This window comes from Shewanella vesiculosa (assembly GCF_009994065.1).
Taxonomy (GTDB): Bacteria; Pseudomonadota; Gammaproteobacteria; order Enterobacterales; family Shewanellaceae; genus Shewanella; species Shewanella vesiculosa.
Genome location: NZ_JAACSD010000013.1, coordinates 22,223 through 48,509, shown reverse-complemented (window position 1 = coordinate 48,509; position 26,287 = coordinate 22,223). Strand labels below are relative to the sequence as shown.

The following is a 26,287-nucleotide window of genomic DNA, read 5'->3' as shown; positions in this document are numbered from 1 at the left end:
CATCCGCCTAAGCCAACATCTCTAATAAATGGTACGGAAGGAGAGACTTGAACTCTCACACCTTGCGGCACCAGAACCTAAATCTGGCGTGTCTACCAATTCCACCACTCCCGCACAACACTCTAGTTTAACATCTTGAGCAGATGGGTAAGAAATATGGTAGCAATAGCGGGACTTGAACCTGCGACCCCAGCATTATGAGTGCTGTGCTCTAACCAGCTGAGCTATATTGCCACTATTTCTTGCAATCCCTCTTGGCGAGGAACGGGGCGTATTATGCTTATTCAGGTTATCTAGGTCAACTGGTTTTTTTCGCTATTTTCATCAATTCGTCTTGTTCGGCTATAACTTCACCAAACTGAATGCCGAATCGACAAAATAAAGCCAATTAACTGACTAAAATATCCTTTACGCCCCTTATTATGATTTTTACTTAATCTTAATGCTGCTTAGACATTAAATAAGAAATGCATCACATCGCCATCTTTAACAACGTAGGTTTTACCTTCGACACGTAATTTACCGGCATCTTTGGCTCCCGCTTCACCTTTGTAGGTAATAAAATCTTGATATGCCATCACCTGCGCACGAATAAAGCCACGTTCAAAGTCGGTGTGGATAACACCAGCAGCTTGTGGTGCTGATGCGCCAACAGGTACTGTCCATGCACGTACTTCTTTTACACCAGCAGTAAAATACGTTTGCAGATTTAATAATTCATAGCCTGCACGGATCACACGGTCTAAACCAGACTCTTCGATACCTAAGTCAGTCATAAACTCGGCGCGGTCATCAGCTTCCATTTCAGCGAGTTCTGACTCAATCGCAGCGCACACAGGCACAACCACTGCATTTTCTGTTGCCGCAATAGCACGCACAACATCAAGATGAGGATTATTTTCAAAACCGTCTTCAGCCACGTTAGCTATGTACATGGTCGGCTTTAAGGTTAAAAAGTTTAGGTACGCAACTGCGGCTAATTCTTCTTTGGTTAATTCTAATGAACGTAGCATTTTAGCTTCATCTAATGCTGGGCGCATTTTTTCAAGCACTGCAACTTCAAATTTGGCATCCGCATCGCCGCCTTTAGCGCGTTTAGCTTGACGAAAAATAGCCCGTTCACAGGCATCTAAATCGGCTAGGGCTAATTCGGTGTTAATCACTTCAATGTCGCCAGCAGGATCAATTTTATTGGCTACGTGAACAATGTTTGGATCTTCAAAACAACGTACCACATGACCAATAGCATCGGTTTCGCGAATGTTAGCTAAAAATTTGTTGCCTAAACCTTCACCTTTCGATGCACCAGCGACTAAACCGGCGATATCAACGAATTCCATAGACGTCGGCAAAATGCGTTGAGGTTTGACAATGGCAGCTAACGCGTCGAGACGTGAGTCAGGTACAGGTACCACTCCGGTGTTTGGCTCAATAGTACAAAACGGAAAGTTTGCCGCTTCAATCCCTGCTTGTGTTAACGCATTAAACAACGTTGACTTACCTACGTTTGGAAGACCAACAATGCCGCATTTAAAACCCATATGCTTACCTTTATATATGTAGAATTATCCCATTGGATAATGATGTCGAAAGGGTGTTAAAACAAAACTAGCCTGGCTTATTCTGCTTTGAACGAATGTAATCTGTGCATAGCTTTCGCCATGTCTTGGTTAAATAAAATCTCGGTGGAACGAACCGCTTCATCAATCACGGCATTTATTCGCTCTTGTTCTATCGCTGGTGCCCTGCCCAGTACATAGCCGCTGACTTTATTTTTATCGCCTGGATGACCAATGCCAATCCGTAAACGATGAAAGTTCTTGTCGTTGCCTAAGCTAGCAATAATGTCTTTTAAGCCGTTATGACCACCATGGCCACCACCTAATTTGAATTTAGCCACGCCCGGTGCCATGTCAAGCTCATCATGGGCAACCAATATTTCTTCAGGCAGGATACGGAAAAAGTTAGCTAACGCTGCCACAGACTTACCGCTTAAATTCATATAGGTTGTTGGGATCAGCAAGCGCACGTCTTTACCGTGTAAAATAGCCCGAGCTGTGACGCCAAAGTATTTACTCTCTGGTACTAATTGAACACTGCAAATACGTGCCAGTTCTTGCACGTACCATGCACCAGCGTTATGGCGAGTTTGCGCGTATTCAGCACCCGGGTTTGCCAACCCGACAATCAATTTAATGTTACTCATCACAACCTAGTCAGTTTCTTAGCAAACACTATTGCTAAATGCCTTCATGGGGTACATCAAAATACACATGATGCAAAACGCGGCATTTTATACCAATTTCACTCATAATGTAATCATTCAAAGCCACTCAAGCCTTAGCGTTAATCATGTCCCCATCAAGTTTTGCGTGCGGAGCAATAACGCAAACCCAAAAAGCCGAACTGGGTTAGCGAAGAGTTTAAGTCAATCCAAGGGCATACTTGAGCACTTTTCGCTTTAATGGTGAGTCGATATTTGCCAATTTCAATGCACCATTACGCAGCAGTTTTAACGGTAATAAATCATTGCTAAACCCCGCATAAAAAGCATCCATCGCGGTCATCATCAGTTGATTATCGTAATAACGCGCTTGCTGATATCGCTTTAGCACAGGCGTGTGCCACCATATTTCCCCACTGCCAATGGCATTGGCAATCTGGGCTACCAGCACATCAACATCTTTAAAGCCAATATTTACTCCTTGGCCAGCTAGAGGGTTAATCGTGTGGGCGGCATCACCAATAATCACTAAATTATCTTGGTAGTAACCTTGGGCATGGCGGCGAGTGAGTCTAAAGCTACCTCTATTCTCAACGGTGAAATTAGGATCTAAACGCGGCGGAAAATGCTGCCTGATTTGTTGTGCTAATTGCAGATCATTAAGTTGTGATAATTGTTTAATGCGATTGGCATCGTCGTACCAGACTAATGACGCATGATTCCCAGGAAGCGGCAATAAGCTTCTTGGCCCTGCAGGGGTAAATTGCTGCCAGGTTACTGATTGCTGTGGGGTTTGAGTACTGATATTAATTAGCATCGCCGACTGCGCATAATCCCAGCCAGTGACACCAATACCAGCCCATTGACGAACTTGCGATTGAGCACCATCGGCGCCAATCAATAATCTTGTCGTGATTTTATCGCCATTATCAAGCTCAATACTCACTTGCTGACTATCGCTTAAACGGCCAAATTGGGTCACTTTATGCGGACATAATAAGGTGACATTATCCATTTTCCGGATTTGCTGCCATAGGCTTAATTGAATTAACCGATTTTCAAAAAAGTAGCCTAAGTGCGCTTGACCCACTTGTTCGGCGCTAAATGCCGTAAGGCAATCGTCGAGCTCCCATGTTTCTAAGCCAGTATAAGGCGCATGGCGCATCAACAGCAGCTCATCCATGGCACCAAGACGGGTTAATAATTGCTCAGATGCAACACTGATTGCAGACACTCGCACATCTAATGCCTGTTCTACATCATAAGGCTGCGGTTGACGGGACTCTATCACCGCCACACTAAGTCCTAATTGACCTAATCCAATCGCGGCAGCCGCACCGACCATTCCGCCGCCCACGACCACAACATCATAATGAGTCGCATCGCCAGAAGCGTTCGTTGATGTGAGTGAAGCATCTTGCATTGTGTTTACATCCATAAATAGTGAAATGAGTTTATGTTCAATATAACAGCCAATGAAAAACGAATTAACTGAACCTCTGTTGGGCATCAATAATCATTATTAACCTATACGCGTTGACATCCATGATGGCTTACTTGGCGGCACATTAGCTTGGCAAATAGTGCTATCACCCTTTAGCGGTGAAAATCACATCTGCAATTGCTGATCGACGCCCCCATGAGGGCGATAAAACAGGCCAAAATAAAACCATGACGATGGTGCATGCTAATCGTTCGATTATGCCCTAGATCAATAAACCACGGAAATGTAGCAAGGCTTTAATCGTAACTTAAGCCTAAATAACCACTGAATGCGATGTTTACTCGTTATAACTTATCAAGTTTAATCCAAACGATTAGTCATTACTATTTTTAAGGCTATTGCAAAATTTATATTCAAATGCGTGAAACTTGCACTAATACTAGCCAGACCGCCTGACAACAGGTAAAATGTCGCGCTATTTTTACTGTGATTTACTGGCGAGCACTGATGAGTAAAAAACTTCATATTAAAACCTGGGGCTGTCAAATGAATGAGTACGACTCATCAAAGATGGCTGATTTATTAGACGACTATCAAGGATATACCTTGACCGATGACGCAAGCGAAGCAGATGTACTGCTGCTTAATACTTGCTCTATTCGTGAAAAAGCACAGGAGAAGGTGTTCCATCAGCTAGGGCGTTGGAAATCTTTAAAAGATAAAAATCCTAATTTAATTATTGGGGTGGGTGGTTGTGTTGCCTCGCAAGAAGGTAAAGCCATTAAAGAGCGCGCTCAATGTGTTGATATTATCTTTGGCCCGCAAACTCTGCATCGCTTACCTGAGATGATTGAACAAATTCAACGTGGCGAAAAAGCCGTGATTGATATCAGTTTCCCTGAGATTGAAAAATTCGATCGCCTGCCAGAACCTCGTGCAGACGGCCCAACGGCATTCGTGTCCATTATGGAAGGTTGCAGTAAATACTGCTCTTTCTGCGTGGTGCCTTACACCCGTGGTGAAGAAGTCAGCCGTCCATTAGATGACGTGATTCTTGAAGTGGCTCAATTAGCCGCTCAAGGCGTACGAGAAGTCAATTTACTAGGCCAAAACGTTAACGCTTATCGCGGTGCCACTCATGATGATGAGATATGTACCTTTGCGGAATTATTGCGCCTAGTGGCCTCAATTGATGGTATAGACCGTCTGCGTTTTACCACCAGCCACCCGATTGAATTTACTCAAGACATTATCGATGTCTATGCAGATACGCCTGAATTGGTGAGCTTCCTGCATTTACCTGTGCAATCAGGTTCAGATCGTATTTTGACCCAAATGAAACGCGGTCACATGGCGATTGAATACAAGTCGATTATTCGTCGTCTGCGTAAAGCCCGTCCTGATATTCAAATCAGTTCAGACTTTATTATTGGTTTCCCTGGTGAGTCAAAGGACGATTTTGCCGACACCATGAAACTGATTGAAGATGTCGGTTTTGACCACAGCTTTAGCTTTATCTACAGCGCACGCCCTGGTACACCAGCAGCAGACTTACCAGATGATGTTAGCGATGAAGAAAAGAAGCAGCGTTTAGCCATTTTACAAGACCGTATTACTCAACAAGCAATGCGCTATAGCCGTCATATGTTAGGCACGGTTCAACGTATTTTAGTCGAAGGTCCATCAGTAAAGAATCCAATGGAGCTTCGTGGTCGTACTGAAAACAGTCGTGTGGTTAACTTTGAAGCCGCGCACACTCACATCGGCAGTTTTGTTGATGTGAAAATTGTTGATGTTTATACCAACTCATTGCGCGGTGAATTTGTCCGCGGTGAAGATGAAATGGATTTACGTCGCAGTTTACATCCGGCTGATATTTTGGCTAAACACAAGCAAGATGACGCATTAGGTGTAACCCACTTTAAGCCATAATCAATGTTTGTTGTTTAAACGATATTAAAGGCGGCTTGTCCGCCTTTAATTTTGTCTAAAATTAGGCTAATTATGGTAATTCAATGCAGAGGCTCGTAAACTGTCATTACTGTAGTATGGCATTTACAAGCCATTATTTTTGTCCTAATTCGACACCTGGAGCCTTATTTGACCACTAAAGTCACCACCATGAATTTGTATCTAGAACCTGCAGATACTCGCCGCCTCGTGTCATTATGCGGTCCATTTGATGACAACATCAAACAACTTGAACGCCGATTAGGCGTTGAGATTGTCCATAAAGACAACCATTTTACGATTGTCGGTTTGCCACGTAATGCCCTCAATGCCAATAATTTGTTACGTCAGTTATACATTGAAACTCAAACCGTCAAAGGTAGCACTCCGGACTTAGAACCTGAAGTGGTTCATTTAGCCATTCAAGAAGCGATTAACCTTGAGGCGGAACAAGACAACGACGACACGAGTATTCATATAAAAACCAAACGTGGCGTGATTAAACCTCGTACACCCAATCAAAGTGTGTACATGCATAACATTACTCGTCACGACATCAGTTTTGGTATTGGCCCTGCTGGTACCGGTAAAACCTACCTTGCAGTTGCTGCGGCAGTTGATGCCTATGAACGTCAAGAAGTGCGCCGTATTCTATTAACGCGTCCAGCGGTTGAAGCGGGCGAGAAACTCGGTTTTTTACCCGGCGATTTAAGCCAGAAAGTCGATCCTTATCTACGCCCTCTTTACGATGCTTTGTTTGAAATGATGGGTTTTGAGAAAGTTGAAAAGTTAATTGAACGCGGCGTGATTGAAGTGGCCCCACTGGCTTATATGCGCGGCCGCACTCTTAATGATGCGTTTATTATTTTAGATGAAGCGCAAAACACTACGGTTGAACAAATGAAAATGTTCTTAACCCGTATTGGATTTAATTCGCGCGCGGTGATCACCGGTGATATCACCCAAATAGATTTACCCCGTAGTCAAAAGTCTGGTTTGCGTCATGCCATTGAGGTTCTCAGCAAAGTATCTGAAATCAGCTTTAACTTCTTTGTCGCCCAAGATGTGGTTCGCCATCCTGTTGTAGCAAGAATTGTTGAAGCGTACGAAGCGTTCGAGCAACAAGAACAACTCGAAAAAGCGGCCAAAGAGCAAGCTTATCGTGAACGTGAGCAAAAACGTCAATTACTTGAAAAAGAAGCCAGCCCTCAATGAGTCAGCCCATGATATCACTCGATCTTGACCTGCAAATTGCAGTGAACAATCTGAATTTACCGACTCAAGCAGAATTTGAAACTTGGGTACGTACCGCAGTGGGGCAGACAATGCCTGAAGTGGAATTAACGATTCGCATTGTTGAAGTTGCTGAAAGTCAGCTACTCAATTTAACCTATCGCGGTAAAGACAAACCGACCAACGTGTTGTCATTCCCGTTTGAAGCACCACCTGAGGTTGAATTGCCATTATTAGGTGATCTGGTTATCTGTGCACACGTGGTGGAACAGGAAGCCATTGAGCAAAATAAACCGCTAAACGCACACTGGGCACACATGGTCATACACGGCTGCTTGCATTTGCTGGGTTATGACCATATTATCGACCAAGAAGCCGATGAGATGGAGTCATTAGAGACCCAACTTGTTGAAGGCTTAGGTTTTACAAACCCCTATAAGGAAGCATAAATAAACAAGGAATATCTTATAGATAGCCCTGTTTAGGTAAATATTATGAGTGACGATATCCCCCCGAGTACAAACGCCCACAAGAAAACCTGGTTCGATAAAATTAACCAGCTATTTCAGGGCGAACCTCAAAATCGCGAAGATTTAGTTGATGTGATTGCAGGTGCCGAAATGCGCGACCTCATTACAGAAGACACACGCGAAATGATTAAAGGTGTATTAGAGGTTTCTGACCTTCGTGTGCGCGACATTATGATACCAAGAGCGCAAATTGTTACCATTCAAATAGACTCGACCGTCGATGAGTTTTTAGAAATTGTCATGGATTCAGGTCACTCTCGCTTCCCGGTTGTTAATGAAGATAAAGATCATATTGAAGGCATTTTACTGGCTAAAGATTTGATCAAATACGGCTTCAAACAATCTGATGAAAACTTTACTCTTGCCCAAGTTATACGCCCTGCAGTGGTGGTACCTGAAAGTAAAAGAGTCGACGTACTACTCAAAGAATTCCGTTCGCAACGCTACCACATGGCCATTGTTGTCGATGAATATGGTGGGGTATCAGGCTTAGTGACGATTGAAGATATTCTCGAAGAGATTGTCGGTGAAATTGAAGATGAATTTGATCACAATTCGGTTGAAGACACTGAAATTAAAAAGCTCAGTAACACAGTATTTATGGTCAAAGCGCTCACTGAAATTGAAGATTTTAACGAAGCGTGTGGCACCAACTTCAGCGATGAAGAATTTGATACCGTTGGTGGCATGGTGTCGCATGCATTTGGCCACTTACCAGAACGTAATGAAAGCATCGTGATTAATAATATTGAGTTCAAAGTGATTAACGCTGATAACCGCCGTTTGGTGCAACTTCGTGTTAAACTGCCAGACCCTAATATTAGTGAAGAATTCGACGACTAAATCGTGCTAAAAACTCAATCTCTATACTCTTCTTTGAGTATTGTCCGTCTGGTGGCGGCATTTATTGCTGGCGCCAGTACGGCATTATCGTTTGCGCCTTATGAAATTTGGGCCATATTTCCTTTAGCATTAAGTTTTGCTCTATGGCAGAGCCAGACATTAACCGCTAAACAAAGTTTATATTACTGGCTCAGTTTCGGTTTTGGTTGTTTTGCAATTGGCATTAGCTGGGTGCATGTCAGTATTGATACTTTCGGCGGTATGCCGATTTTTGTATCGATAACGTTAATGGCGATCCTAGCAATGTATCTGGCGATTTATCCCGCCATAGCTGGATATTTACTCAGCAAGTTATCTCGCACATCTAAATACACTTTAAATCCCTACTTCACTTATCTTGGTCTATTTCCAGCATTATGGGTCCTAACAGAATGGTTACGCGGATGGGTATTTACAGGTTTTCCTTGGATTTGGGCCGGCTACAGCCAAACATTAGGCCCGCTAAGTGAATTAGCCAGTTTTATTGGTGCCTTGGGGCTGAGCTTTATCGTCGCATTGGTGGCGGGCTCTTTGATACTATTAACCCAAAAACGCATCTTCCCTGTGTTGGTTATATTACCTATTTTGGCATTGAGTGCGTGGGCTGCACCATTACTCAACCCTATTTCTACCAGTGGCAAAACAGTTAAAGTGGCATTAGTACAGGGCAATATTCCCCAAAGTATGAAGTGGGAACCCGATGCATTGTGGCCAACCATGCTGAAGTACATGGACATGACCCGCGAGCAATTTGATGATGCGTCCAGTGTCGATATTGTTATTTGGCCAGAAGCCGCCATTCCAGCACCAGAAGCCATGGTGGAAGACTTTCTAATGGATGTCAGTAAAGTGGCCAGCATTAACAACACGGCAATTGTTACTGGCATTATTAGCCACCAGCAACAAGACTTTTTTAACTCATTAATCGTACTCGGTAATTATCATCAAAAGCACCAACAAAGCGCTGACTACATTGGTGATGGCAGTAACCAGTTTAAAAAACATCATTTATTGCCTATTGGTGAGTTTGTCCCGTTTGCCAGTTTATTACGCCCTATCGCACCATTTTTTAATTTACCGATGTCATCTTTTCAACGAGGTGACTATACCCAGCCTAATTTAGTCGCACTCGGTTACCATATCGCTCCGGCAATTTGTTATGAGATAGCCTTCCCAGAACAAGTAAGGGCGAGTGTAACCGACGAAACAGATATGCTGCTTACGGTATCAAACGATGCTTGGTTTGGTGCGTCAGATGGCCCATTACAGCACATGGAAATAGCGCAGATGCGCGCCATTGAAATGGGTAAACCACTATTGCGGGGAACCAATAATGGCATTACTGCCGTCGTTGACCCACACGGACGTATCACAGATGCGATTCCTCAATTTGAAGCTGGAGTACTTGTGACCAATATTCAACTGTTTCAAGGACAAACTTGGTTTCGAAAGATAGGTCAATTACCCTTGCTGATACTGTGTGGCTTGTTAGTATTATTGGGTGTAATAAACTATTTACGTAAATAATGGCTAATATGATGTCACAATCGATTCAACTCAAAAAAAATTATTTATCCCAAGGGTTTACCCTAATTGAATTGGTTGTGGTAATCATCATTCTAGGTGTTTTAGCGGTTGTTGCTGCGCCTAAATTTATTGGCCTCAGTTCAGAAGCGAGACAACAGGCCCTATCTGGCATAATGAGCAGTGCCAAAACCGCCAATAGTTTAGTGTATGCTCGATCAAAAATGACCAGCCTAAACGTGCAAGCCGTTCAAAATCGCGATGACTTGATCGATATTGATATCGACAATGATGGTCTATTTGAAACACGATTAAAATGGGGCTATTTAGATAACACAGATGTCGAAAAATGGATCACCATAGATGACGTCTTTACCGTTCAATATCAAGGTGTTGATTTTACTTATATCGGCTATGATAAAGATGGTAATGGCCAAGTAACCAATGATAATTGCTACTTCTCTTACACCCAAGCCGTTGACGCAAATACAGGTCCCCAATACCAGATAGTATCAAGCGGTTGCTAACCAAAATCCGTCATTGCGACCGATTGCAGTATAAAAATTGAACTAGCCTCAAGTTTGCGACGTAATAACCTTAACAAACCACTATTAGAGGTTATTATGCAACTATCTGAAATAAAGCTAGCCATTGCTGAACAAACTCAACATCCCACCATTATTAGCTACGCAGACTCAAATCATTACCTACTGGGTCTTAAAGATCTTGATGGCAATTTTCAACGTGCTCATGATAGAGACGGCAAGCCATTATGTTTCAACTCAATAAAACAAGCCGAAGAATTGCTTAAACAACAAGGGATCAGTTACGCCATGATAGAAATGCAAACAGCATATGATGAGATGGTCGGTAACAGCAGTGCAAGCCACTGCTATTACCGAGTAGAGTTTTAAGCGTTAAGTTACCAATTATGGCGTTAACGGCTCCCGTGAAAACTCGTTGTAATCACATTTTGGGCAGTCGGGGATTACCCCTGGAAAATCAATTTGCATTTGATGACCACACTTATTACAGGTCAGTTTGCCTTGGTTAATGATTTCCCCAGACTTATAAACCCCATGATGTTTAAAATCTTGTAACAACTCGTGCCACTCCACTTGGCTTCGATCCGTTATCTCGCTCAACCACTGCCATAATGTATTTTCAATCCCAATAACCATAGGGCTATAACTCAAATTATCGGCATTTTCCTCATTTAAGAAAGCTGCTATGTCTCGCTTTAAAAATTCTTCTACTAATGCGAGCTCTTCTTCATCGGAATGAGATTTAAGTTTTAAATACTCTTTACCCTGGGTCACTGACTTGAATAAGCTCTTCGCTGTCAATGAGTTATCTTGGTCAAACGTAGTTTTCACCTGTTCGAATAGTGACTGATATAAGGCTAATAGTGCTGAACTTTTTCCACTCATAAGTAATACTCCTTAATACGCACCTTTTTAATAGATCACTTCTGGTTTATTCTATGCAGTTATAAATCTCGCTGCTGAGCGTTAGATCAAACAATGGGCGGCATTGCCGGAAATAGATTGATGCAAGAGCTATATAATCCCTCAGAAATTGAAGCCTTAGTGCAAAAGCACTGGCACGAACATAAAACATTTGAAGTTACTGAAGATGAAAGCAAAGAGAAGTTTTATTGTCTTTCAATGTTTCCTTATCCTTCAGGTCGTCTTCACATGGGTCACGTCCGCAACTACACAATAGGCGATGTAGTGGCACGATATCAACGTTTACAAGGTAAAAATGTTTTGCAACCGATTGGTTGGGACTCATTTGGTCTGCCTGCAGAAAATGCCGCGATCAATAACAAGACCTCTCCAGCGCCTTGGACATATGAAAACATCGACTACATGAAGAACCAACTTAAGTTATTAGGATTTGGTTATGATTGGAGTCGTGAAATCGCCACCTGTACCCCTGAATACTATCGTTGGGAACAATGGTTTTTCACTAAGTTGTATGAAAAAGGCTTAGTGTACAAAAAAACCTCATCAGTTAACTGGTGTCCAAATGATGAAACTGTGCTGGCAAATGAGCAGGTACAAGACGGTTGTTGCTGGCGTTGTGATACTCCAGTTATTCAAAAAGAAATTCCGCAGTGGTTTATTAAAATTACCGATTACGCTGAAGAATTACTTAACGATATCGATACCTTAGATGGCTGGCCTGAACAGGTTAAGTCTATGCAGCGTAACTGGATTGGCCGTAGCGAAGGCATAGAAATGACGTTTGCCGTTGCTGATAGCCAGGCTACGTTTGATATCTATACCACTCGTCCGGATACGTTAATGGGCGTCACCTATGTTGCAATTGCAGCAGGTCATCCATTAGCAATACAAGCTGCTGAAAATAATCCACAACTGGCTGAATTTTTAGAAGAGTGCAAAAACGCCGATACCACTGAAGCAGCAATGGCTTCAATGGAGAAAAAAGGTGTGGCTACTGGCTTACAAGCGATTCATCCAATTAGTGGCAAATTGGTGCCTATTTGGGTGGCTAACTTTGTATTAATGAATTACGGCACTGGTGCTGTGATGTCTGTTCCCGCTCATGATCAGCGCGATTATGAATTTGCCCTTAAATACAAGCTTGCTATCGAAGCGGTGATCAAGCCTGTTGAAGGCGAATTGGACATCAGCAAAGAAGCCTATAGTGACAAAGGCGTGGTATTTAACTCGGGTGATGCTTTCCCTGAACTTGACGGTTTAGACTTCCAAGCAGCCTTTGAAGCCATTGATGCTAGATTAACCGCAGAAGGTAAAGGTAAACGCCAAGTCAATTACCGTTTACGTGACTGGGGTGTTTCTCGTCAACGTTATTGGGGCGCACCAATCCCAATGGTTACCCTAGCTGATGGAACTGTGTTGCCAACGCCAGCAGATCAACTGCCCGTTATTTTGCCAGAAGATGTGGTAATGGACGGTATCCAAAGCCCAATTAAAGCCGATAAGGCTTGGGCCGAAACCACAGTTAACGGTCAGCCAGCAATGCGCGAAACCGATACCTTTGATACCTTTATGGAATCATCTTGGTACTACGCTCGTTACTGTAGCCCGCATGCTGATGAAATGTTAGATCCTGCCAAAGCAAACTACTGGTTACCAGTAGATCAGTACATTGGTGGTATCGAACACGCTTGTATGCATTTGTTGTATTTCCGCTTCTTCCATAAGTTGTTGCGTGATGCAGGCTTAGTCAACAGCGATGAACCGGCAAAGCAACTACTGACTCAAGGCATGGTATTAGCCGATGCTTACTACTACATCAACGAAAAAGGTGCCCGTGTTTGGGTATCACCTTTGGAAGTGACTGTAGAAGAAAAAGACGACAAAGGCCGTATTCTTAAGGCGGTAGATAATCAAGGTCATGAACTGGTTTACACCGGCATGAGCAAAATGTCTAAGTCGAAGAACAACGGTATTGACCCGCAAGTGATGGTCGAAAAATACGGCGCTGACACAGTCCGTTTATTCATGATGTTTGCCTCGCCACCTGAATTAACCCTCGAATGGCAAGAGTCTGGCGTTGAAGGAGCACATCGCTTCATTAAACGTTTCTGGAAATTAGCCAACGATCATGTTGCAGCGGGTAAAACAGAAGCATTAGATACCAGCAAATTAAATGCTGATCAAAAAGCGTTACGCCGTGAATTACATAAGACGATTGCTAAAGTCAGTGATGACATTGCCCGTCGTCAAATGTTTAACACTGCAGTGGCCTCTGTAATGGAACTGATGAACCATTTACTGAAAGCATCACAAGAAACAGCTCAAGACCGCGCCTTGCTCGCTGAAGCCTTGTCTGCTGTTACTCGTTTGCTTTACCCTATCGTGCCTCACATCACCTTTACCTTATGGAACGAATTAGGTCACCAAGGCAACATTGAAGACAGCCGCTGGCCAGAAGTGGATGAGTCTGCATTAGTTGAAGACAGTAAACTGATTGTGGTGCAAGTTAACGGTAAAGTGCGTGCAAAAATCACTGTAGCCGCTGATGCATCAAAAGAAGATGTTGAAGCCTTAGGCATGAATGATGAATATGTCCAAAAGCACACTGAAGGATTAACCGTTCGTAAAGTGATCTACGTGCCAGGTAAACTACTCAGTATTGTCGCTAACTAAACTGATCTCATTGAGATAAAGTAATCTCAATTTGATTATAGTGATAAGACTGCAGTGTTATAACTTACCGCGGATGAAACCGCGGTAAGTTATTTATTTTAACCATGTAATAACAAGGATGCCTACCTTCACTATGCTAGCCAAAAAAATCTGTTTAGCCATAATGACATTGGTGTTACTAACCAGTGCAGGATGCGGCTTCAAACTCCAACGCAGTTATTCCATCCCTGCTGAATTAGCTGAATTACATTTAACCAGTAGCGATGAATACAGTGAGTTAACTCGCTTAGTGCGTGATAGGTTGCGCATCAACCGCATTAGCCTTGTCGATGCTGCACAAGAAACACCGACACTTCGATTAATCAATGACTCACTCGAACGCGCCACATTATCACTTTATCCCACTGGGAATGTCGCCGAATATGAGCTGATCTATTTAGTGCATTATTCGGTCACCTTACCGGGACAAGATCCACAAGACTTTGATACTGAAATCCGCCGTGACTATCAAGACGACCCACGAACTGCATTAGCAAAAAGTCGGGAAATGGAGTTGTTAGTTAAAGAAATGCGAGTACAAGCAGCCGATTATATCATTCAGACTTTGGCGTCAATCGGAGCTGAGTAATGCGGGTTTATCCGGATCAACTCAAGCAACACCTCTCGCCCCTACCACAATGCTTTTTACTGTTTGGCGATGACCCATGGTTAATCGAAAACAGTAAACAGCACATTCTGAGTGCGGCTAAAAAACAGGGCTTTGAAGAACGCGTTCAACTCAGTCAAGAAACCGGCTTTAATTGGGGCGATCTAGTCCAAGAATGGCAAGCAATGAGTTTATTTGCTAGCCGACGGATTATTGAATTAACCCTGCCACAGGGTAAACCCGGTATTGAGGGCGCGGCGGCATTTCAGACGCTGTTACAACATCCCAATCCAGATATGCTACTGATCGTTCAAGGCCCTAAAGCCAGTGCTGAACAAACCAATAGTAAATGGTTTAAATCACTCGATGCCAAAGGCATCTATTTACCTTGCGCCACCCCTGAAGGTAAACAGTTTGAACGCTGGTTAGACAGCCGTATTACTCATTATCAGCTGACTGTTCACCATGATGCTAAAACGATGTTGTTTACTTTATTTGAAGGTAATTTACTGGCTGGTGAGCAAGCAATGCAATTGTTACAACTGCTCAGCCCTAAGCAAAATATTACTCCAGAGCAACTGAGTGAATATTTTGAGGATCAATCTCGTTTTAGTGTGTTTCAACTCTGTGATGCCATATTAGGCAATCACCAAAAACATGCGCAACACATGTTGGCGCAGTTGCAGGCAGAAGGCACAGCTATGCCTATTTTAATGTGGGCTTTATTTAAAGAGATTAACCTACTACTCACGTTAAAGCTGGCGCTGCATAATGGTGAGCAACTGAGTAAGTTATGGGGCCAACACCGCATTTGGGATAAACGTAAACCACTTTATCAAGCTGCAATAACGCGATTAGATTTGGACCACATTGAGCACATGCTCGCGTTTGCCTCTCAATTAGAACTAAATCTCAAACAAAAAGGCCATGAAGATTGGATCGGTCTAAGTCATTTATGCATTTTATTCGACCCACGGGCACATAAGCGTTTAGCCCATATTGAACTCACTGACTGAGACCAAAACTAAGGACAGCGAATGCGTATTGGTATATTGGGGGGCACATTCGACCCCATCCATCTAGGGCATATCAATCCTGCACTAGAAGTAAAACAGCAACTTAATTTAGATCAGATTTGGTTAATGCCCAATCACATCCCACCACACAAAAAGACCACAGTGGTTAGCAGCCATCATCGACTTGAAATGGTGAAATTAGTTTGTCTGCAGTATCCAGAATTTGAACTATGTGATATTGAAATTAAGCGTGACACGCCCTCTTACAGTGTCACTACGCTATCATTGCTGACTGAACTGTATCCTGATGAAGAATTCTTTTTCATTATGGGAATGGACTCATTTGTTCAACTGCCATTATGGTACCAATGGCAATCCTTGTTTAATCTATGCCATATCGCACTCTGTCAACGTCCCGGGTGGACAATTGATACCCACAGTGAAATGACCAAAGAGTTATTATTTAGACAAGCCAATACCGACTACCTCACATCAAATTCCCATAGCAAACATGGAAGAATATTTTGCATCAACAGCCAGTTAATCGATATCTCCTCAACTGAAGTTCGTCAGCGATTAGCTCAAAATATTGATATCAGCACAGTGTTACCGCAAACGACAATCGATTATATTCGCCAACATCAACTCTATATTTAGCACCGCAAGTCCTACAGCGATGAGCTCATGAGCAGGATTATGAATCCGCTCAGTATCGGGCGCTAAATTAATTCTATCGTTGTTTACGCCTGCTTAATTGCGCATTAACAGTGAATTTGAGTATAATACTCCGTTAATTTTTACTTATGAGGTACTTCGCGTGCAAGGCACCGAACTAAAAGATTTCGTTATCGACAAAGTCGATGATTTAAAAGCAAAAAATATTACTGTTATCGATGTTTCTAAGCGGTCAACTATTACCGACACCATGATCATTTGTACTGGTACGTCGAAAACACACGTTCGTTCTATTGGTGAGCACGTGATCGTGTCAGCAAAAGACGCAGGCGTACAACCTCTTGGGGTTGAAGGTCGTGACAGCAGCGAATGGGTTTTAGTTGATTTAGGCTCTGTTATTCTGCACGTGATGCAAGAACAAACTCGTGATTATTACGAGCTTGAAAAACTGTGGTCTGAACATAACGTCTAATGAAGTTACAGCTTATTGCCGTTGGCACCAAAATGCCCGATTGGGTAACCCGAGGCTTCGAAGAATACCAACGCCGTTTCCCTAGAGATATGGCCTTGGAACTCATCGAAATCCCAGCAGGGAAGCGCGGAAAAAATGCCGATATCGCCCGAATTTTAAATAAGGAAGGCGAACTAATGCTAGCGGCAGTAGCCAAAGGTAACCACATTGTCAGCTTAGATTTACCCGGCAAAAATTGGACAACACCAGAGCTTGCCGAGCAAATGACAAAGTGGCAACTCGATGGTAGAGACGTCAGTTTGTTGATTGGTGGCCCAGAAGGACTTTCACCTGCTTGTAAAGAGGCGGCCAACCAAAGCTGGTGTTTATCTGCACTAACCCTACCTCATCCTTTGGTTAGGGTTATCGTAGCAGAAAGCCTATACCGAGCTTGGAGCGTCAATAACAATCATCCGTATCATAGAGAATAAATTCAGTCGCATGAATAACTTAGTTTACAGATAATGATTATCATGCAGCTCTATTTTTCATTTTTATCAGCTGATACTGTGGCCTTTAATAATCTAACCTTTAATTTGGTCACGACGGGGATAGCATAAGTGCCGCCAAAAAAGCGCATTACCATGCATGATCACGCCGCAGAAGCCGCGCTATTTAAGCGCCGGGCATTCTTCACTTTTCTTTGCGTATTTATATTACTCTGCATATTATTTTCCAATCTTTATCATCTTCAAGTTGTCTCCTATAAAGATTATGAAACTCGGTCAAATGATAACCGTATTCGGGTCGTTCCTACGCCACCAAGTAGAGGACTTATTTATGACCGTAATGGCGTGCTATTAGCCGAAAACCAACCTTATTACTCTCTAGAACTCATCCCAGAGAAAGTCGATGATATGACAGCGACGTTAGATGAGCTTAATAGCTTCATTGAACTTTCAGAAGATGATCGCGAAAGTATCACTGAAAACCTAAAGTTTCATCGTCGCTTTAAACCGTTAACCATCAAAAGTAAGTTAACAGACGAAGAAGTCGCTATTTTTAGTGTCAATCAATATAAATTTCCCGGTATTTACGTTGAAGCGGGCCTTAAGCGTCATTACCCTTACAATGCATTATTGACCCATGTACTTGGCTATGTGGGCAAAATTAATACCCGAGATAAAGCATTACTTGAAAAAGGTAGTCAGTGGAAAAACTATGCTGCAACCAAAGATATTGGTAAGCAAGGTATTGAAAAATTTTATGAAAGTTTGCTTCATGGCACTCCTGGTCACCTCGAAGAAGAAGTGAATAATCGTGGCAGAGTGATCCGTACACTCAAAGTCACACCGCCGACACCGGGACAAGATATCTATCTCACACTCGATCTCAAACTACAGCAAAAAGCCATGGAACTGTTAGATGGCCGAAAAGGCTCTGTTGTCGCAATAGATCCCAGAGATGGCGGTGTTTTAGCGATGATCTCCAGCCCATCATATGATCCTAATCCATTTGTTCATGGCATTACCTCTAAAGCCTATAATGACCTCTTAAATGATAAATCGCGGCCATTAATTAACCGTGCAACCCAAGGGCAATACTCTCCAGCATCAACGATCAAGCCACATGTGGCATTACTTGGTTTAGAAGAAAAAATCATTAGTGAACGTACACGTATTTGGGATCCTGGCTATTGGCAAATGCCCGGAGTCGATCGTAAATGGGGCGATTGGAAGAAATGGGGCCACGGCTGGGTAGATATCTACCATGCCATTGTCGAGTCCTGTGATATTTTCTTTTACGACCTTGTCTACAAAGTTGGCATTGATAAAATGGCTATCTTTATGGATCGCTTTGGCTTTGGTAGAAGCACTGGCATTGATATTTTTGAAGAATCTGATGGTGTTATGCCCTCTAGAGACTGGAAAAGAATGCGTTATAATCAGCCTTGGTATAACGGCGATACCATTTCGGTTGGTATTGGCCAAGGCTATTGGACCACGACCCCGTTACAGCTTGCTAATGCGGTCACCATTATGGCTAATAAAGGTAAGCGATTTACACCTCATCTATTAAAATCCTTTAAAAATAGTACCGTTAAAATTGATTCTCCCATTGATGAGCAAATACCAATAGAACTTAAAGATCCAAATAATTGGGACATCATTAATGAGGCTATGCGCCAAACTGCGGATAAATCGCACTTTACGGATGCAAGTTATACCGCGGCGATGAAAACAGGTACGGCACAAGTATTTAGTGTTGGTAAAGATCAAAAGTATAATGCCGACACAGTAGCGGATCACTTACGCGATAATGCATTAGTGGTTGCTTATGCACCTTATGAAAATCCTCGTATTGTTTTGGCTGTGGTACTTGAAAATGCGGGATGGGGTGGAAAAAATGCCGGACCGGTCGCAAGAGCATTACTCGATGAATATATGTTACGCGACGAATGGGCGGTAAAACCATGAATAATCATCCGTATCAAAAATCGTTTTGGCAGAGCATCCATATAGATCTGCCATTGCTCATTGGCTTATTAATACTAATGGGGTTCGGGCTTTTTATTATTTACTCCGCCAGTGGTGAAGATCCTGCCATGATGGAGCGTCAACTAGTACGGATGACGCTATCCCTAGGCGTGATGTTTTGTTTTGCACAAATCAACCCTGAAATACTCAGACGCTGGGCATTCCCTATTTATATTGCCGGAATAATATTGCTGTTGGGCGTAGAGTTATTTGGCACCATTAATAAAGGCGCACAGCGTTGGTTAAATCTCGGTTTCATGGAGTTTCAGCCATCGGAATTGATTAAACTGGCCTTCCCGATCACCATGGCTTGGTACATCAGTAAGTTCCCATTACCGCCCAAAAAACGCTACTTAGCTGGCGGGGTGATTATTTTACTGATCCCAACACTATTAATCGCCAAACAACCTGACTTAGGCACCTCTATTTTAGTGGCAGCATCAGGGGTCTTCGTCCTGTTTTTGTCGGGTATGAGCTGGTTAATTGTAGGCGGGTTTATCGCCGCTATTCTGATCTTTTTACCTGTGTTGTGGTTCTTCTTGATGCACGATTATCAGCGTACTCGCGTATTAACCTTATTTAATCCTGAACAAGATCCTTTAGGCGCGGGTTATCATATCATCCAATCTAAAATTGCCATTGGCTCTGGTGGGATCTGGGGGAAAGGTTGGCTTGATGGCACTCAATCACAATTAGAGTTTTTACCTGAGCGACATACTGACTTCATCTTTGCCGTGATAGGCGAAGAGTTTGGACTTATTGGCAGCTTAGTATTACTTGCTATGTATTTATTTGTGATTGGCAGAGGTTTAGTTATCGCTTCACGAGCACAGACTAGCTTTGCACGCTTGTTGGCCGGAAGTATTACCTTAACATTCTTCGTTTACGTGTTTGTTAACATTGGTATGGTATCAGGTATTTTACCTGTGGTTGGCGTACCTTTACCACTGATAAGTTATGGTGGAACCTCCATGCTAACCTTAATGACGGGCTTCGGTATTTTAATGAGCATTCACACCCACAGACGATTTGTCGACCGATAGGATCAACTTTAACTATGATAAAAATAACCGCTCAAATCGCCAGCTTTACACTACTTTGCAGCATTATGTTCAACCTCAACGCGGCAACAGAAAATGATCCTCAAGCATTGCAAAATGCATTTGTGAAACAACAGGTCGAAAAAGGCGCCAGTAAAGCAGATGTAGAACATTTCCTATCGACGTCCACCTTCGACCAGAGCATCATAGATGCCATGACTAAACCTTGGGAAGCCAAACCTTGGCACCAATATTATCCTATTTTCCTTACCGACAAGCGCCTTGAAAAAGGCTTAGCATTCTGGCAAGAAAACCAGGTGGTTATTAGCCAAGCTGCTGAAAAATTTAACGTTGACCCGCAAATTATTGTTGCCATTATCGGTATCGAAACCTTTTATGGCGGCTATATGGGTAACTATCGTGTACAAGATGCACTCTATACTTTAGGTTTTTATTATCCACCAAGAGCTACATTTTTTCGCAGTGAATACGCAAATTTAATGGCACTAATCAAAGAAGAAAAGCTTGATAACAGCACCTTAAAAGGTTCATATGCTGGCGCTATGGGTTATGGTCAATTTATCCCTTCAAGTTATCGCCATTATGCTGTCGACTTTGACGGTGACGGTCGCCGAGATTTATTAACCAGTAAAGCCGATGCCATTGGCAGTGTAGCGAACTATTTTCATCAACACGGTTGGCAAAAAGGCCAACCTGTGGCGCTATTGCTCAATCACACCTCAAGCACAGCCCCTAAGGCTAATGTTTGGACTAAAGAAAAGCTGCACTACAAGGTAGCGGATATTCTTAGCCCGACATTAAGTTTAGCCGATAACCAAGATTTGGATGCTTCTCAAAAAGCCTTATTAATCAAATTAGATCAACCTGATAAAGCAGAGTATTGGCTAGGACTGAAAAACTTTTATGTCATTACCCGATATAACAGAAGCCCACTTTATGCCATGGCGGTATATCAATTCAGCCAACAACTTAATGCACATTACAAATCGGTAAATCAACATGGACTTTAATTGCCGTTTCATCCTGCTAATGATACTAAGCAGTCTATTACTGTTAGGCTGCTCATCAAATGAGGCAGGGAAAAACACTTCAGGTAAAAAAAGCCGTTATCAAATGGCTAATGACCGTTATCCAGATGACGCACCAGACGTTAGTTTGGTGAAAAATGCCCAGCCTAAATACGAACCTTACAGCAGACAAGGCAATCGAAACTACACTGTATTAGGTAAAAGCTATCAAGTGCTCGACAGTGGCAAGGGCTTTAAAGAACAAGGTAATGCCTCATGGTATGGTTCAAAGTTTCATGGCCATTTAACGTCAAATGGTGAAACCTATGATATGTATACCATGTCTGCAGCACATAAAAACTTGCCCTTACCGAGTTATGTTAAAGTGACTAACTTAGAGAATAATAAGCAAATTATTGTCCGTGTTAACGATCGTGGACCATTTCATCATGGTCGAGTGATTGATCTTTCTTATGCGGCGGCTTATCACTTAGGTATGCTGGCAAGAGGAACGGCAAAGGTGGCCATCGAAACCGTTTACATTCCGTCACCAGAAGAGCGAGTTATCAGCGATTTAAAAGATAACGATAATCATTTTATTCAAGTTGCCGCCTCACAAGATAAACTTCGCATCAATATGTTGGCTAAACAGTTAGAAACTAAATATGCCGTAACCTCTCGGGTAACATCCGTTAATGGTATGCATAAATTACAGTTAGGACCCATACAGCAAATTCATCTAACGAATAAGTTGCTCGATCGTGTCCAAGCTGATGGCTATCCACAAAGCTTTATCGTACCGTAAACCACAATAACGGCACTAAATGACAACATTAAGGTTCATTTACATTGGATGAATGAACCTTAATGCGAAATGACTGCCTACTAATGTATAATCTATCATTATACCAATCGATCTTTGTCTTTTCTTCGACTAACTAGAGACGTGCTAACTTCATGATGACATCCAAAACCGCTCAATTATCAACTATGCTTTTTGCATCAGTTGTCTGTTTTTCTTCACTTGCTGCAACGCCACAACCAGATGTACGTCCAATGCCAAATCGTGCACCTATGGTGACGCCAGACGCACCAAGTGTTGCGGCTAAAGCCTATGTACTAATGGATTATAATTCTGGCAGAGTTATAGCTGAAGAAAATGCCTACGAAAGTTTAAACCCAGCCAGCTTGACTAAGATGATGACCAGTTATGTGATTGGTCAGGAAATTAAAGCTGGCAATGTATCATTAGATGACGATGTTGCTATTACCAAAAATGCTTGGGCAAAGAACTTCCCTGATTCATCTAAAATGTTTATTGAAGTGGGTAAAACGGTCAAAGTACACGACTTAAATCGTGGCATCATCATTCAATCAGGCAATGATGCCTGTGTGGCAATGGCTGAACACATTGCTGGAACAGAAGGCGCATTCGTTGATTTAATGAATTCATGGGCCAAACAATTAGGCATGAAAGACAGCTACTTTGAAAACTCTCATGGTTTAGATGCTCAAGATCATAAATCAACCGCTTATGATATGGCTCTTTTAGGGGCAGCATTAATCCGTGACGTGCCTGATGAATACAAAGTGTATTCTGAGAAGTCTTTTACCTATAACGGAATCAAACAATATAACCGTAATGGCTTATTATGGGATAAAAGCTTAAATGTTGATGGTATCAAAACAGGTCATACATCTGGAGCGGGCTACAACTTAGTGGCCTCGGGTACAAGCGATGGTATGCGTCTTATCAGCGTAGTCATGGGCACATCAAGTGAATCTGCGCGTAAAGCTGAAAGTAAGAAACTACTTAATTATGGTTTCCGTTTCTTTGAAACCATTACCCCTTACAAAGCTGGCGATACTTTCGTCACTCAACAAATTTGGTACGGCGATAGAGAAACCGTTGATCTTGGTGTGATGACAGATACCCCAATCACCATTAGCCGTGGTCAAGCAAAAGATTTACAAGCGAACTTTGAATTAACCAAACCATTAACAGCACCGCTTGCCAAAGGTGAAACTGTAGGCCGTGTCTTTTTCCAACTTGACGGAAAAGATATTGCTCAGTTCCCACTGGTGACGCTAAATGAAGTCCAAGAAGGCAGCTGGGTTAGTAAATTAATGGATTACTTCAAACAAATGTTCGCAAGCTGGTTCGAGTAATGAAACTGATTTACACACTCTATTAATAGATCTATAAGTGAATCAGCTAATTAAAGCCGCCTAATCAGCGGCTTTAATTTTTCAGATCTATCAGGCTTGAATCGGGTATAATCACCACCATATAAGTAATACCAAACAGAATTGAGTAAGCTAAATGTTAAATACAACGTTTGACCAAGTAATGGAATTTCCTAATTCGTGCCCTTTTAAAGTGATCGGGGATGCGGATGATACCTTAGCCGATCGTGTCGTTGCGGTTGCACAACAACTGGCACCGGGAGATTACGTTCCGAGTGTAAAAGCATCGAGTAAAGGCAGTTACTATTCAGTCACTATCCGTATTACGGTTACTAGCAAAGAACATATTGAAAAAGCGTACATTGATCTTGCCGCAATTGAAGGCGTAAAACGTGTACTGTAAGATCCAAATGAGTCTTCTTTAACAATAAACTTGCGTATGATACTCAACTATTAATCCATTGATCTGATGGACACACACCTTTATCTGGGGGAGACGTTGCCCTTGCAAGCACAAACACTGCACATTCGCCATCTTGGCATGCAAGACTATGAATCGACATGGCATGCAATGCAGGAATATACTGACACTCGTGATAGCGATAGCCATGATGAACTGTGGATTGTTGAGCATCAGCCGGTATTTACCCAGGGTCAGGCAGGTAAAAGTGAGCATATACTCAACCCAGGTAACATTCCGGTCATTCAAGTAGACCGTGGTGGTCAAGTGACTTATCACGGACCGGGCCAATTAGTGGTTTATCCACTTATCGATATAAAACGTAATAAACTCGGTGTGCGTCAGCTAGTGAATAATATAGAGCAGAGCATTGTCGATATGCTTGCTCATTACCATATCAATGCTTACGCAAAAGCTGACGCTCCAGGTGTTTATGTCACAGAACGAAAAGTAGCCTCTTTAGGATTACGCATTCGTAAAGGCTGCTCTTTTCACGGCTTAGCACTTAATGTCGACATGGATTTAGCCCCATTCCAGCGCATCAACCCTTGCGGATATGCCGGTTTAGAAATGGTGCAATGTAAAGCATTGGGTGGTCCACAAACAGTGCTTGAAGCTGGTGATAAATTAATCCAAACCTTTAGCCAAATTATGGGCTACCAACAACTTGTACATCATCAAGGATTAGCAGAATAATGAATAGGCCTGAAAGATTACAACCAGGTGTCAAATTACGTGATGCCGATAAAGTCGCTCGAATTCCTGTAAAAGTAGTGCCATCAGAGCGCGAAACGATGCTGCGTAAGCCTGATTGGTTGCGGGTAAAATTACCTGCATCAAATCAACGTATTCTCGATATCAAAGCGGCATTACGTAAAAATGGATTACATTCAGTGTGTGAAGAAGCGTCTTGCCCAAACTTGGCAGAATGCTTTAACCACGGCACCGCTACCTTTATGATTTTGGGTGCGATTTGTACTCGTCGTTGTCCATTCTGCGACGTCGCCCATGGTCGCCCACTCAAAGCTGATGCCGATGAGCCTAAAAAACTAGCTCAAACGATCAAAGACATGAAGTTAAAATATGTGGTGATCACTTCTGTTGACCGTGATGATTTACGTGATGGCGGTGCCCAGCATTTTGCTGACTGTATTCGCGAAATTCGTTTATTAAACCCTGAAATCAAGATTGAAACTCTTGTTCCTGATTTCCGTGGTCGTATCGATGCGGCGTTAGATATTTTAGCGACAGAGCCTCCTGATGTATTTAATCACAATCTTGAGACGGCTCCAGCTCATTACCGCAAAGCACGTCCAGGTGCTAACTATCAGTGGTCACTAGATCTACTAAAACGCTTTAAAGAGCGTCATCCAACGATTCCGACTAAGTCTGGATTAATGATGGGTCTAGGTGAAACTAACGAAGAAATAGCCGAAGTATTGCGCGACTTGCGTGCCCACAAGGTTGAAATGCTGACTTTGGGCCAATACTTACAGCCTTCTAAGTTCCACTTACCAGTTGAACGTTATGTACCGCCAGCAGAGTTTGACCAGCTTAAAGCCTTAGCCGATGAGTTAGGTTTTACCCATGCAGCCTGTGGCCCATTAGTGCGCTCAAGCTACCATGCCGATCTGCAAGCCCAAGGTAAAGAAGTTAAATAACCTTATCGCTTAGATACAGATAATCCTTATGTAGATACCAGGATTAACCATAAAAAAACAGCGCTTAGGCGCTGTTTTTTTATGGCTGTTGTTTATAACAATTGTTCGCATAGCTAACGTTTTACGACATCATTGCTAATACACAGCTTATTCTTGGGTAATCGCTAAATCCATCAAGATCGCGTCTTCTTTACCGCCCTCTATTAGGTAATAACCTTTACGACGGCCCGATTCAATAAAGCCTGCCTTTTGATACAAGGCACGGGCTGCAAGATTGGATTCTCGCACTTCTAACATCAGTACTACAGCGCCAGACGCCTTAGCCGAAGCCATAACAGCATTCAATAATAACTTGCCGTAGCCTTTACCCTGCTGGCTCGGTAATAGACAAATATCCAATAAGGTCACTTCATCGACTATCTGCTGCACTATCGCAAACCCCAAAAGACCTTCGACTGAATCAGAATTGACCGCAGCATCAGTATTAGGAGCTAAGTCAGCACTCAGCTTTAAACCTAAAACCCGGTACAAGTGCCCGAAACAATCGGCAAGGTTCCCCGCGGTCATGGGATGGCTATGGGCCAAAGATTCAAGCTGCGCCATTTGAGGAACATCGATTGGTGCCAGCGCGACAAGCTCCACAGGCAAACCTAAAGT

At 42.7% G+C, this 26,287-nt stretch carries 26 protein-coding genes and 2 tRNA genes; 21 read left to right on the top strand and 7 right to left on the bottom strand.

Annotation, left to right across the window (positions count from 1 at the left end; genetic code table 11):
- Positions 1–29 precede the first annotated feature (29 nt).
- The 5 genes from GW828_RS14565 to GW828_RS14545 all read right to left on the bottom strand — a co-directional run bounded on the left by GW828_RS14565 (position 30) and on the right by GW828_RS14545 (position 3,647).
- Positions 30–114 (bottom strand) — tRNA-Leu (locus GW828_RS14565).
- A 43-nt stretch (positions 115–157) separates the two neighbouring features.
- Positions 158–234 (bottom strand) — tRNA-Met (locus GW828_RS14560).
- 215 nt (positions 235–449) lie between these two features.
- A complete protein-coding gene (gene ychF / locus GW828_RS14555) occupies positions 450–1,541 on the bottom strand; it encodes a redox-regulated ATPase YchF (protein ID WP_124017819.1) in 1,092 nt (363 codons plus the stop codon).
- 77 nt (positions 1,542–1,618) lie between these two features.
- Entirely contained in the window at positions 1,619–2,206 is a 588-nt protein-coding gene (gene pth, locus GW828_RS14550; RefSeq protein WP_273058430.1) for an aminoacyl-tRNA hydrolase, read from the bottom strand.
- Between the two features lie 217 nt (positions 2,207–2,423).
- A complete protein-coding gene (locus GW828_RS14545) occupies positions 2,424–3,647 on the bottom strand; it encodes an FAD-dependent monooxygenase (RefSeq protein WP_273058428.1) in 1,224 nt (407 codons plus the stop codon).
- A gap of 528 nt (positions 3,648–4,175) precedes the next feature.
- Here GW828_RS14545 and miaB point away from each other — a divergent pair.
- The 7 genes from miaB (at position 4,176) to GW828_RS14510 (ending at position 10,701) form a co-directional block, all read left to right on the top strand.
- Positions 4,176–5,600: a tRNA (N6-isopentenyl adenosine(37)-C2)-methylthiotransferase MiaB gene (gene miaB, locus GW828_RS14540; RefSeq protein ID WP_273058426.1), complete on the top strand. Its 1,425-nt coding sequence runs from the start codon at positions 4,176–4,178 to the stop codon at positions 5,598–5,600.
- A 168-nt stretch (positions 5,601–5,768) separates the two neighbouring features.
- Complete coding sequence (locus GW828_RS14535; RefSeq protein WP_182698670.1) at positions 5,769–6,833, top strand: PhoH family protein; 1,065 nt, start codon at positions 5,769–5,771, stop codon at positions 6,831–6,833.
- Positions 6,830–7,300 carry an rRNA maturation RNase YbeY gene (gene ybeY, locus GW828_RS14530; protein WP_182742006.1) on the top strand — a complete coding sequence of 157 codons (471 nt, stop codon included), beginning with the start codon at positions 6,830–6,832 and terminating at the stop codon, positions 7,298–7,300. The genes GW828_RS14535 and ybeY overlap by 4 nt, the downstream gene beginning before the upstream one ends.
- Before the next feature lie 45 nt (positions 7,301–7,345).
- A complete protein-coding gene (gene corC / locus GW828_RS14525; RefSeq protein WP_124017814.1) occupies positions 7,346–8,224 on the top strand; it encodes a CNNM family magnesium/cobalt transport protein CorC in 879 nt (292 codons plus the stop codon).
- Positions 8,225–8,227: 3 nt separating this feature from the next.
- Complete coding sequence (gene lnt, locus GW828_RS14520) at positions 8,228–9,790, top strand: apolipoprotein N-acyltransferase (protein WP_273058422.1); 1,563 nt, start codon at positions 8,228–8,230, stop codon at positions 9,788–9,790.
- Between the two features lie 11 nt (positions 9,791–9,801).
- A complete protein-coding gene (locus GW828_RS14515; protein WP_182698695.1) occupies positions 9,802–10,314 on the top strand; it encodes a type II secretion system protein in 513 nt (170 codons plus the stop codon).
- A gap of 96 nt (positions 10,315–10,410) precedes the next feature.
- Positions 10,411–10,701 carry a DUF6482 family protein gene (locus GW828_RS14510; RefSeq protein ID WP_273058420.1) on the top strand — a complete coding sequence of 97 codons (291 nt, stop codon included), beginning with the start codon at positions 10,411–10,413 and terminating at the stop codon, positions 10,699–10,701.
- 15 nt (positions 10,702–10,716) lie between these two features.
- Here the strand turns inward: GW828_RS14510 and GW828_RS14505 are convergent, their stop codons facing one another.
- On the bottom strand, positions 10,717–11,217 hold the full coding sequence (locus GW828_RS14505) for a zinc ribbon-containing protein (protein WP_124017811.1): 501 nt from the start codon (positions 11,215–11,217) through the stop codon (positions 10,717–10,719).
- Positions 11,218–11,337: 120 nt separating this feature from the next.
- Here GW828_RS14505 and leuS point away from each other — a divergent pair, with 120 nt between their 5' ends.
- The 14 genes from leuS (at position 11,338) to lipA (ending at position 25,630) form a co-directional block, all read left to right on the top strand.
- Positions 11,338–13,929, top strand: a complete 2,592-nt coding sequence (leuS, locus tag GW828_RS14500; RefSeq protein ID WP_182742003.1) for a leucine--tRNA ligase — start codon at positions 11,338–11,340, stop codon at positions 13,927–13,929.
- A 133-nt stretch (positions 13,930–14,062) separates the two neighbouring features.
- Positions 14,063–14,557, top strand: a complete 495-nt coding sequence (locus GW828_RS14495) for an LPS-assembly lipoprotein LptE (protein ID WP_124017809.1) — start codon at positions 14,063–14,065, stop codon at positions 14,555–14,557.
- Positions 14,557–15,591, top strand: a complete 1,035-nt coding sequence (holA, locus tag GW828_RS14490) for a DNA polymerase III subunit delta (protein ID WP_182742002.1) — start codon at positions 14,557–14,559, stop codon at positions 15,589–15,591. Before GW828_RS14495 ends, holA begins: the two co-directional genes overlap by 1 nt.
- 21 nt (positions 15,592–15,612) lie before the next feature.
- Positions 15,613–16,248, top strand: a complete 636-nt coding sequence (nadD, locus tag GW828_RS14485; protein WP_124017807.1) for a nicotinate-nucleotide adenylyltransferase — start codon at positions 15,613–15,615, stop codon at positions 16,246–16,248.
- A gap of 160 nt (positions 16,249–16,408) precedes the next feature.
- A complete protein-coding gene (gene rsfS / locus GW828_RS14480; protein WP_124017806.1) occupies positions 16,409–16,738 on the top strand; it encodes a ribosome silencing factor in 330 nt (109 codons plus the stop codon).
- Positions 16,738–17,208, top strand: coding sequence for a 23S rRNA (pseudouridine(1915)-N(3))-methyltransferase RlmH (gene rlmH / locus GW828_RS14475; RefSeq protein WP_124017805.1), 471 nt, complete (start codon positions 16,738–16,740; stop codon positions 17,206–17,208). Before rsfS ends, rlmH begins: the two co-directional genes overlap by 1 nt.
- Before the next feature lie 129 nt (positions 17,209–17,337).
- Positions 17,338–19,194, top strand: coding sequence for a penicillin-binding protein 2 (gene mrdA / locus GW828_RS14470; protein WP_124017804.1), 1,857 nt, complete (start codon positions 17,338–17,340; stop codon positions 19,192–19,194).
- Positions 19,191–20,297 (top strand): rod shape-determining protein RodA, encoded by a 1,107-nt coding sequence (gene rodA, locus GW828_RS14465; RefSeq protein ID WP_124017803.1) that lies wholly within the window; start codon positions 19,191–19,193, stop codon positions 20,295–20,297. The genes mrdA and rodA overlap by 4 nt, the downstream gene beginning before the upstream one ends.
- Before the next feature lie 65 nt (positions 20,298–20,362).
- The gene (gene mltB / locus GW828_RS14460; protein ID WP_235781988.1) at positions 20,363–21,325 is read left to right on the top strand and encodes a lytic murein transglycosylase B; all 963 of its coding nucleotides are present in this window, start codon (positions 20,363–20,365) and stop codon (positions 21,323–21,325) included.
- Positions 21,315–22,127 carry a septal ring lytic transglycosylase RlpA family protein gene (locus GW828_RS14455; RefSeq protein WP_182698663.1) on the top strand — a complete coding sequence of 271 codons (813 nt, stop codon included), beginning with the start codon at positions 21,315–21,317 and terminating at the stop codon, positions 22,125–22,127. The genes mltB and GW828_RS14455 overlap by 11 nt, the downstream gene beginning before the upstream one ends.
- A 251-nt stretch (positions 22,128–22,378) precedes the next feature.
- A complete protein-coding gene (locus GW828_RS14450; protein ID WP_235781987.1) occupies positions 22,379–23,491 on the top strand; it encodes a serine hydrolase in 1,113 nt (370 codons plus the stop codon).
- Positions 23,492–23,645: 154 nt separating this feature from the next.
- Complete coding sequence (gene ybeD / locus GW828_RS14445) at positions 23,646–23,912, top strand: DUF493 family protein YbeD (RefSeq protein WP_011636177.1); 267 nt, start codon at positions 23,646–23,648, stop codon at positions 23,910–23,912.
- 102 nt (positions 23,913–24,014) lie between these two features.
- Positions 24,015–24,665 carry a lipoyl(octanoyl) transferase LipB gene (gene lipB, locus GW828_RS14440; RefSeq protein WP_182698661.1) on the top strand — a complete coding sequence of 217 codons (651 nt, stop codon included), beginning with the start codon at positions 24,015–24,017 and terminating at the stop codon, positions 24,663–24,665.
- Positions 24,665–25,630 carry a lipoyl synthase gene (gene lipA, locus GW828_RS14435; protein ID WP_124017799.1) on the top strand — a complete coding sequence of 322 codons (966 nt, stop codon included), beginning with the start codon at positions 24,665–24,667 and terminating at the stop codon, positions 25,628–25,630. The genes lipB and lipA overlap by 1 nt, the downstream gene beginning before the upstream one ends.
- 147 nt (positions 25,631–25,777) lie before the next feature.
- On the opposite strand, the gene rimI is transcribed toward lipA, so the two are convergent.
- Entirely contained in the window at positions 25,778–26,272 is a 495-nt protein-coding gene (gene rimI, locus GW828_RS14430) for a ribosomal protein S18-alanine N-acetyltransferase (RefSeq protein WP_404717028.1), read from the bottom strand.
- Positions 26,273–26,287 lie beyond the last annotated feature (15 nt).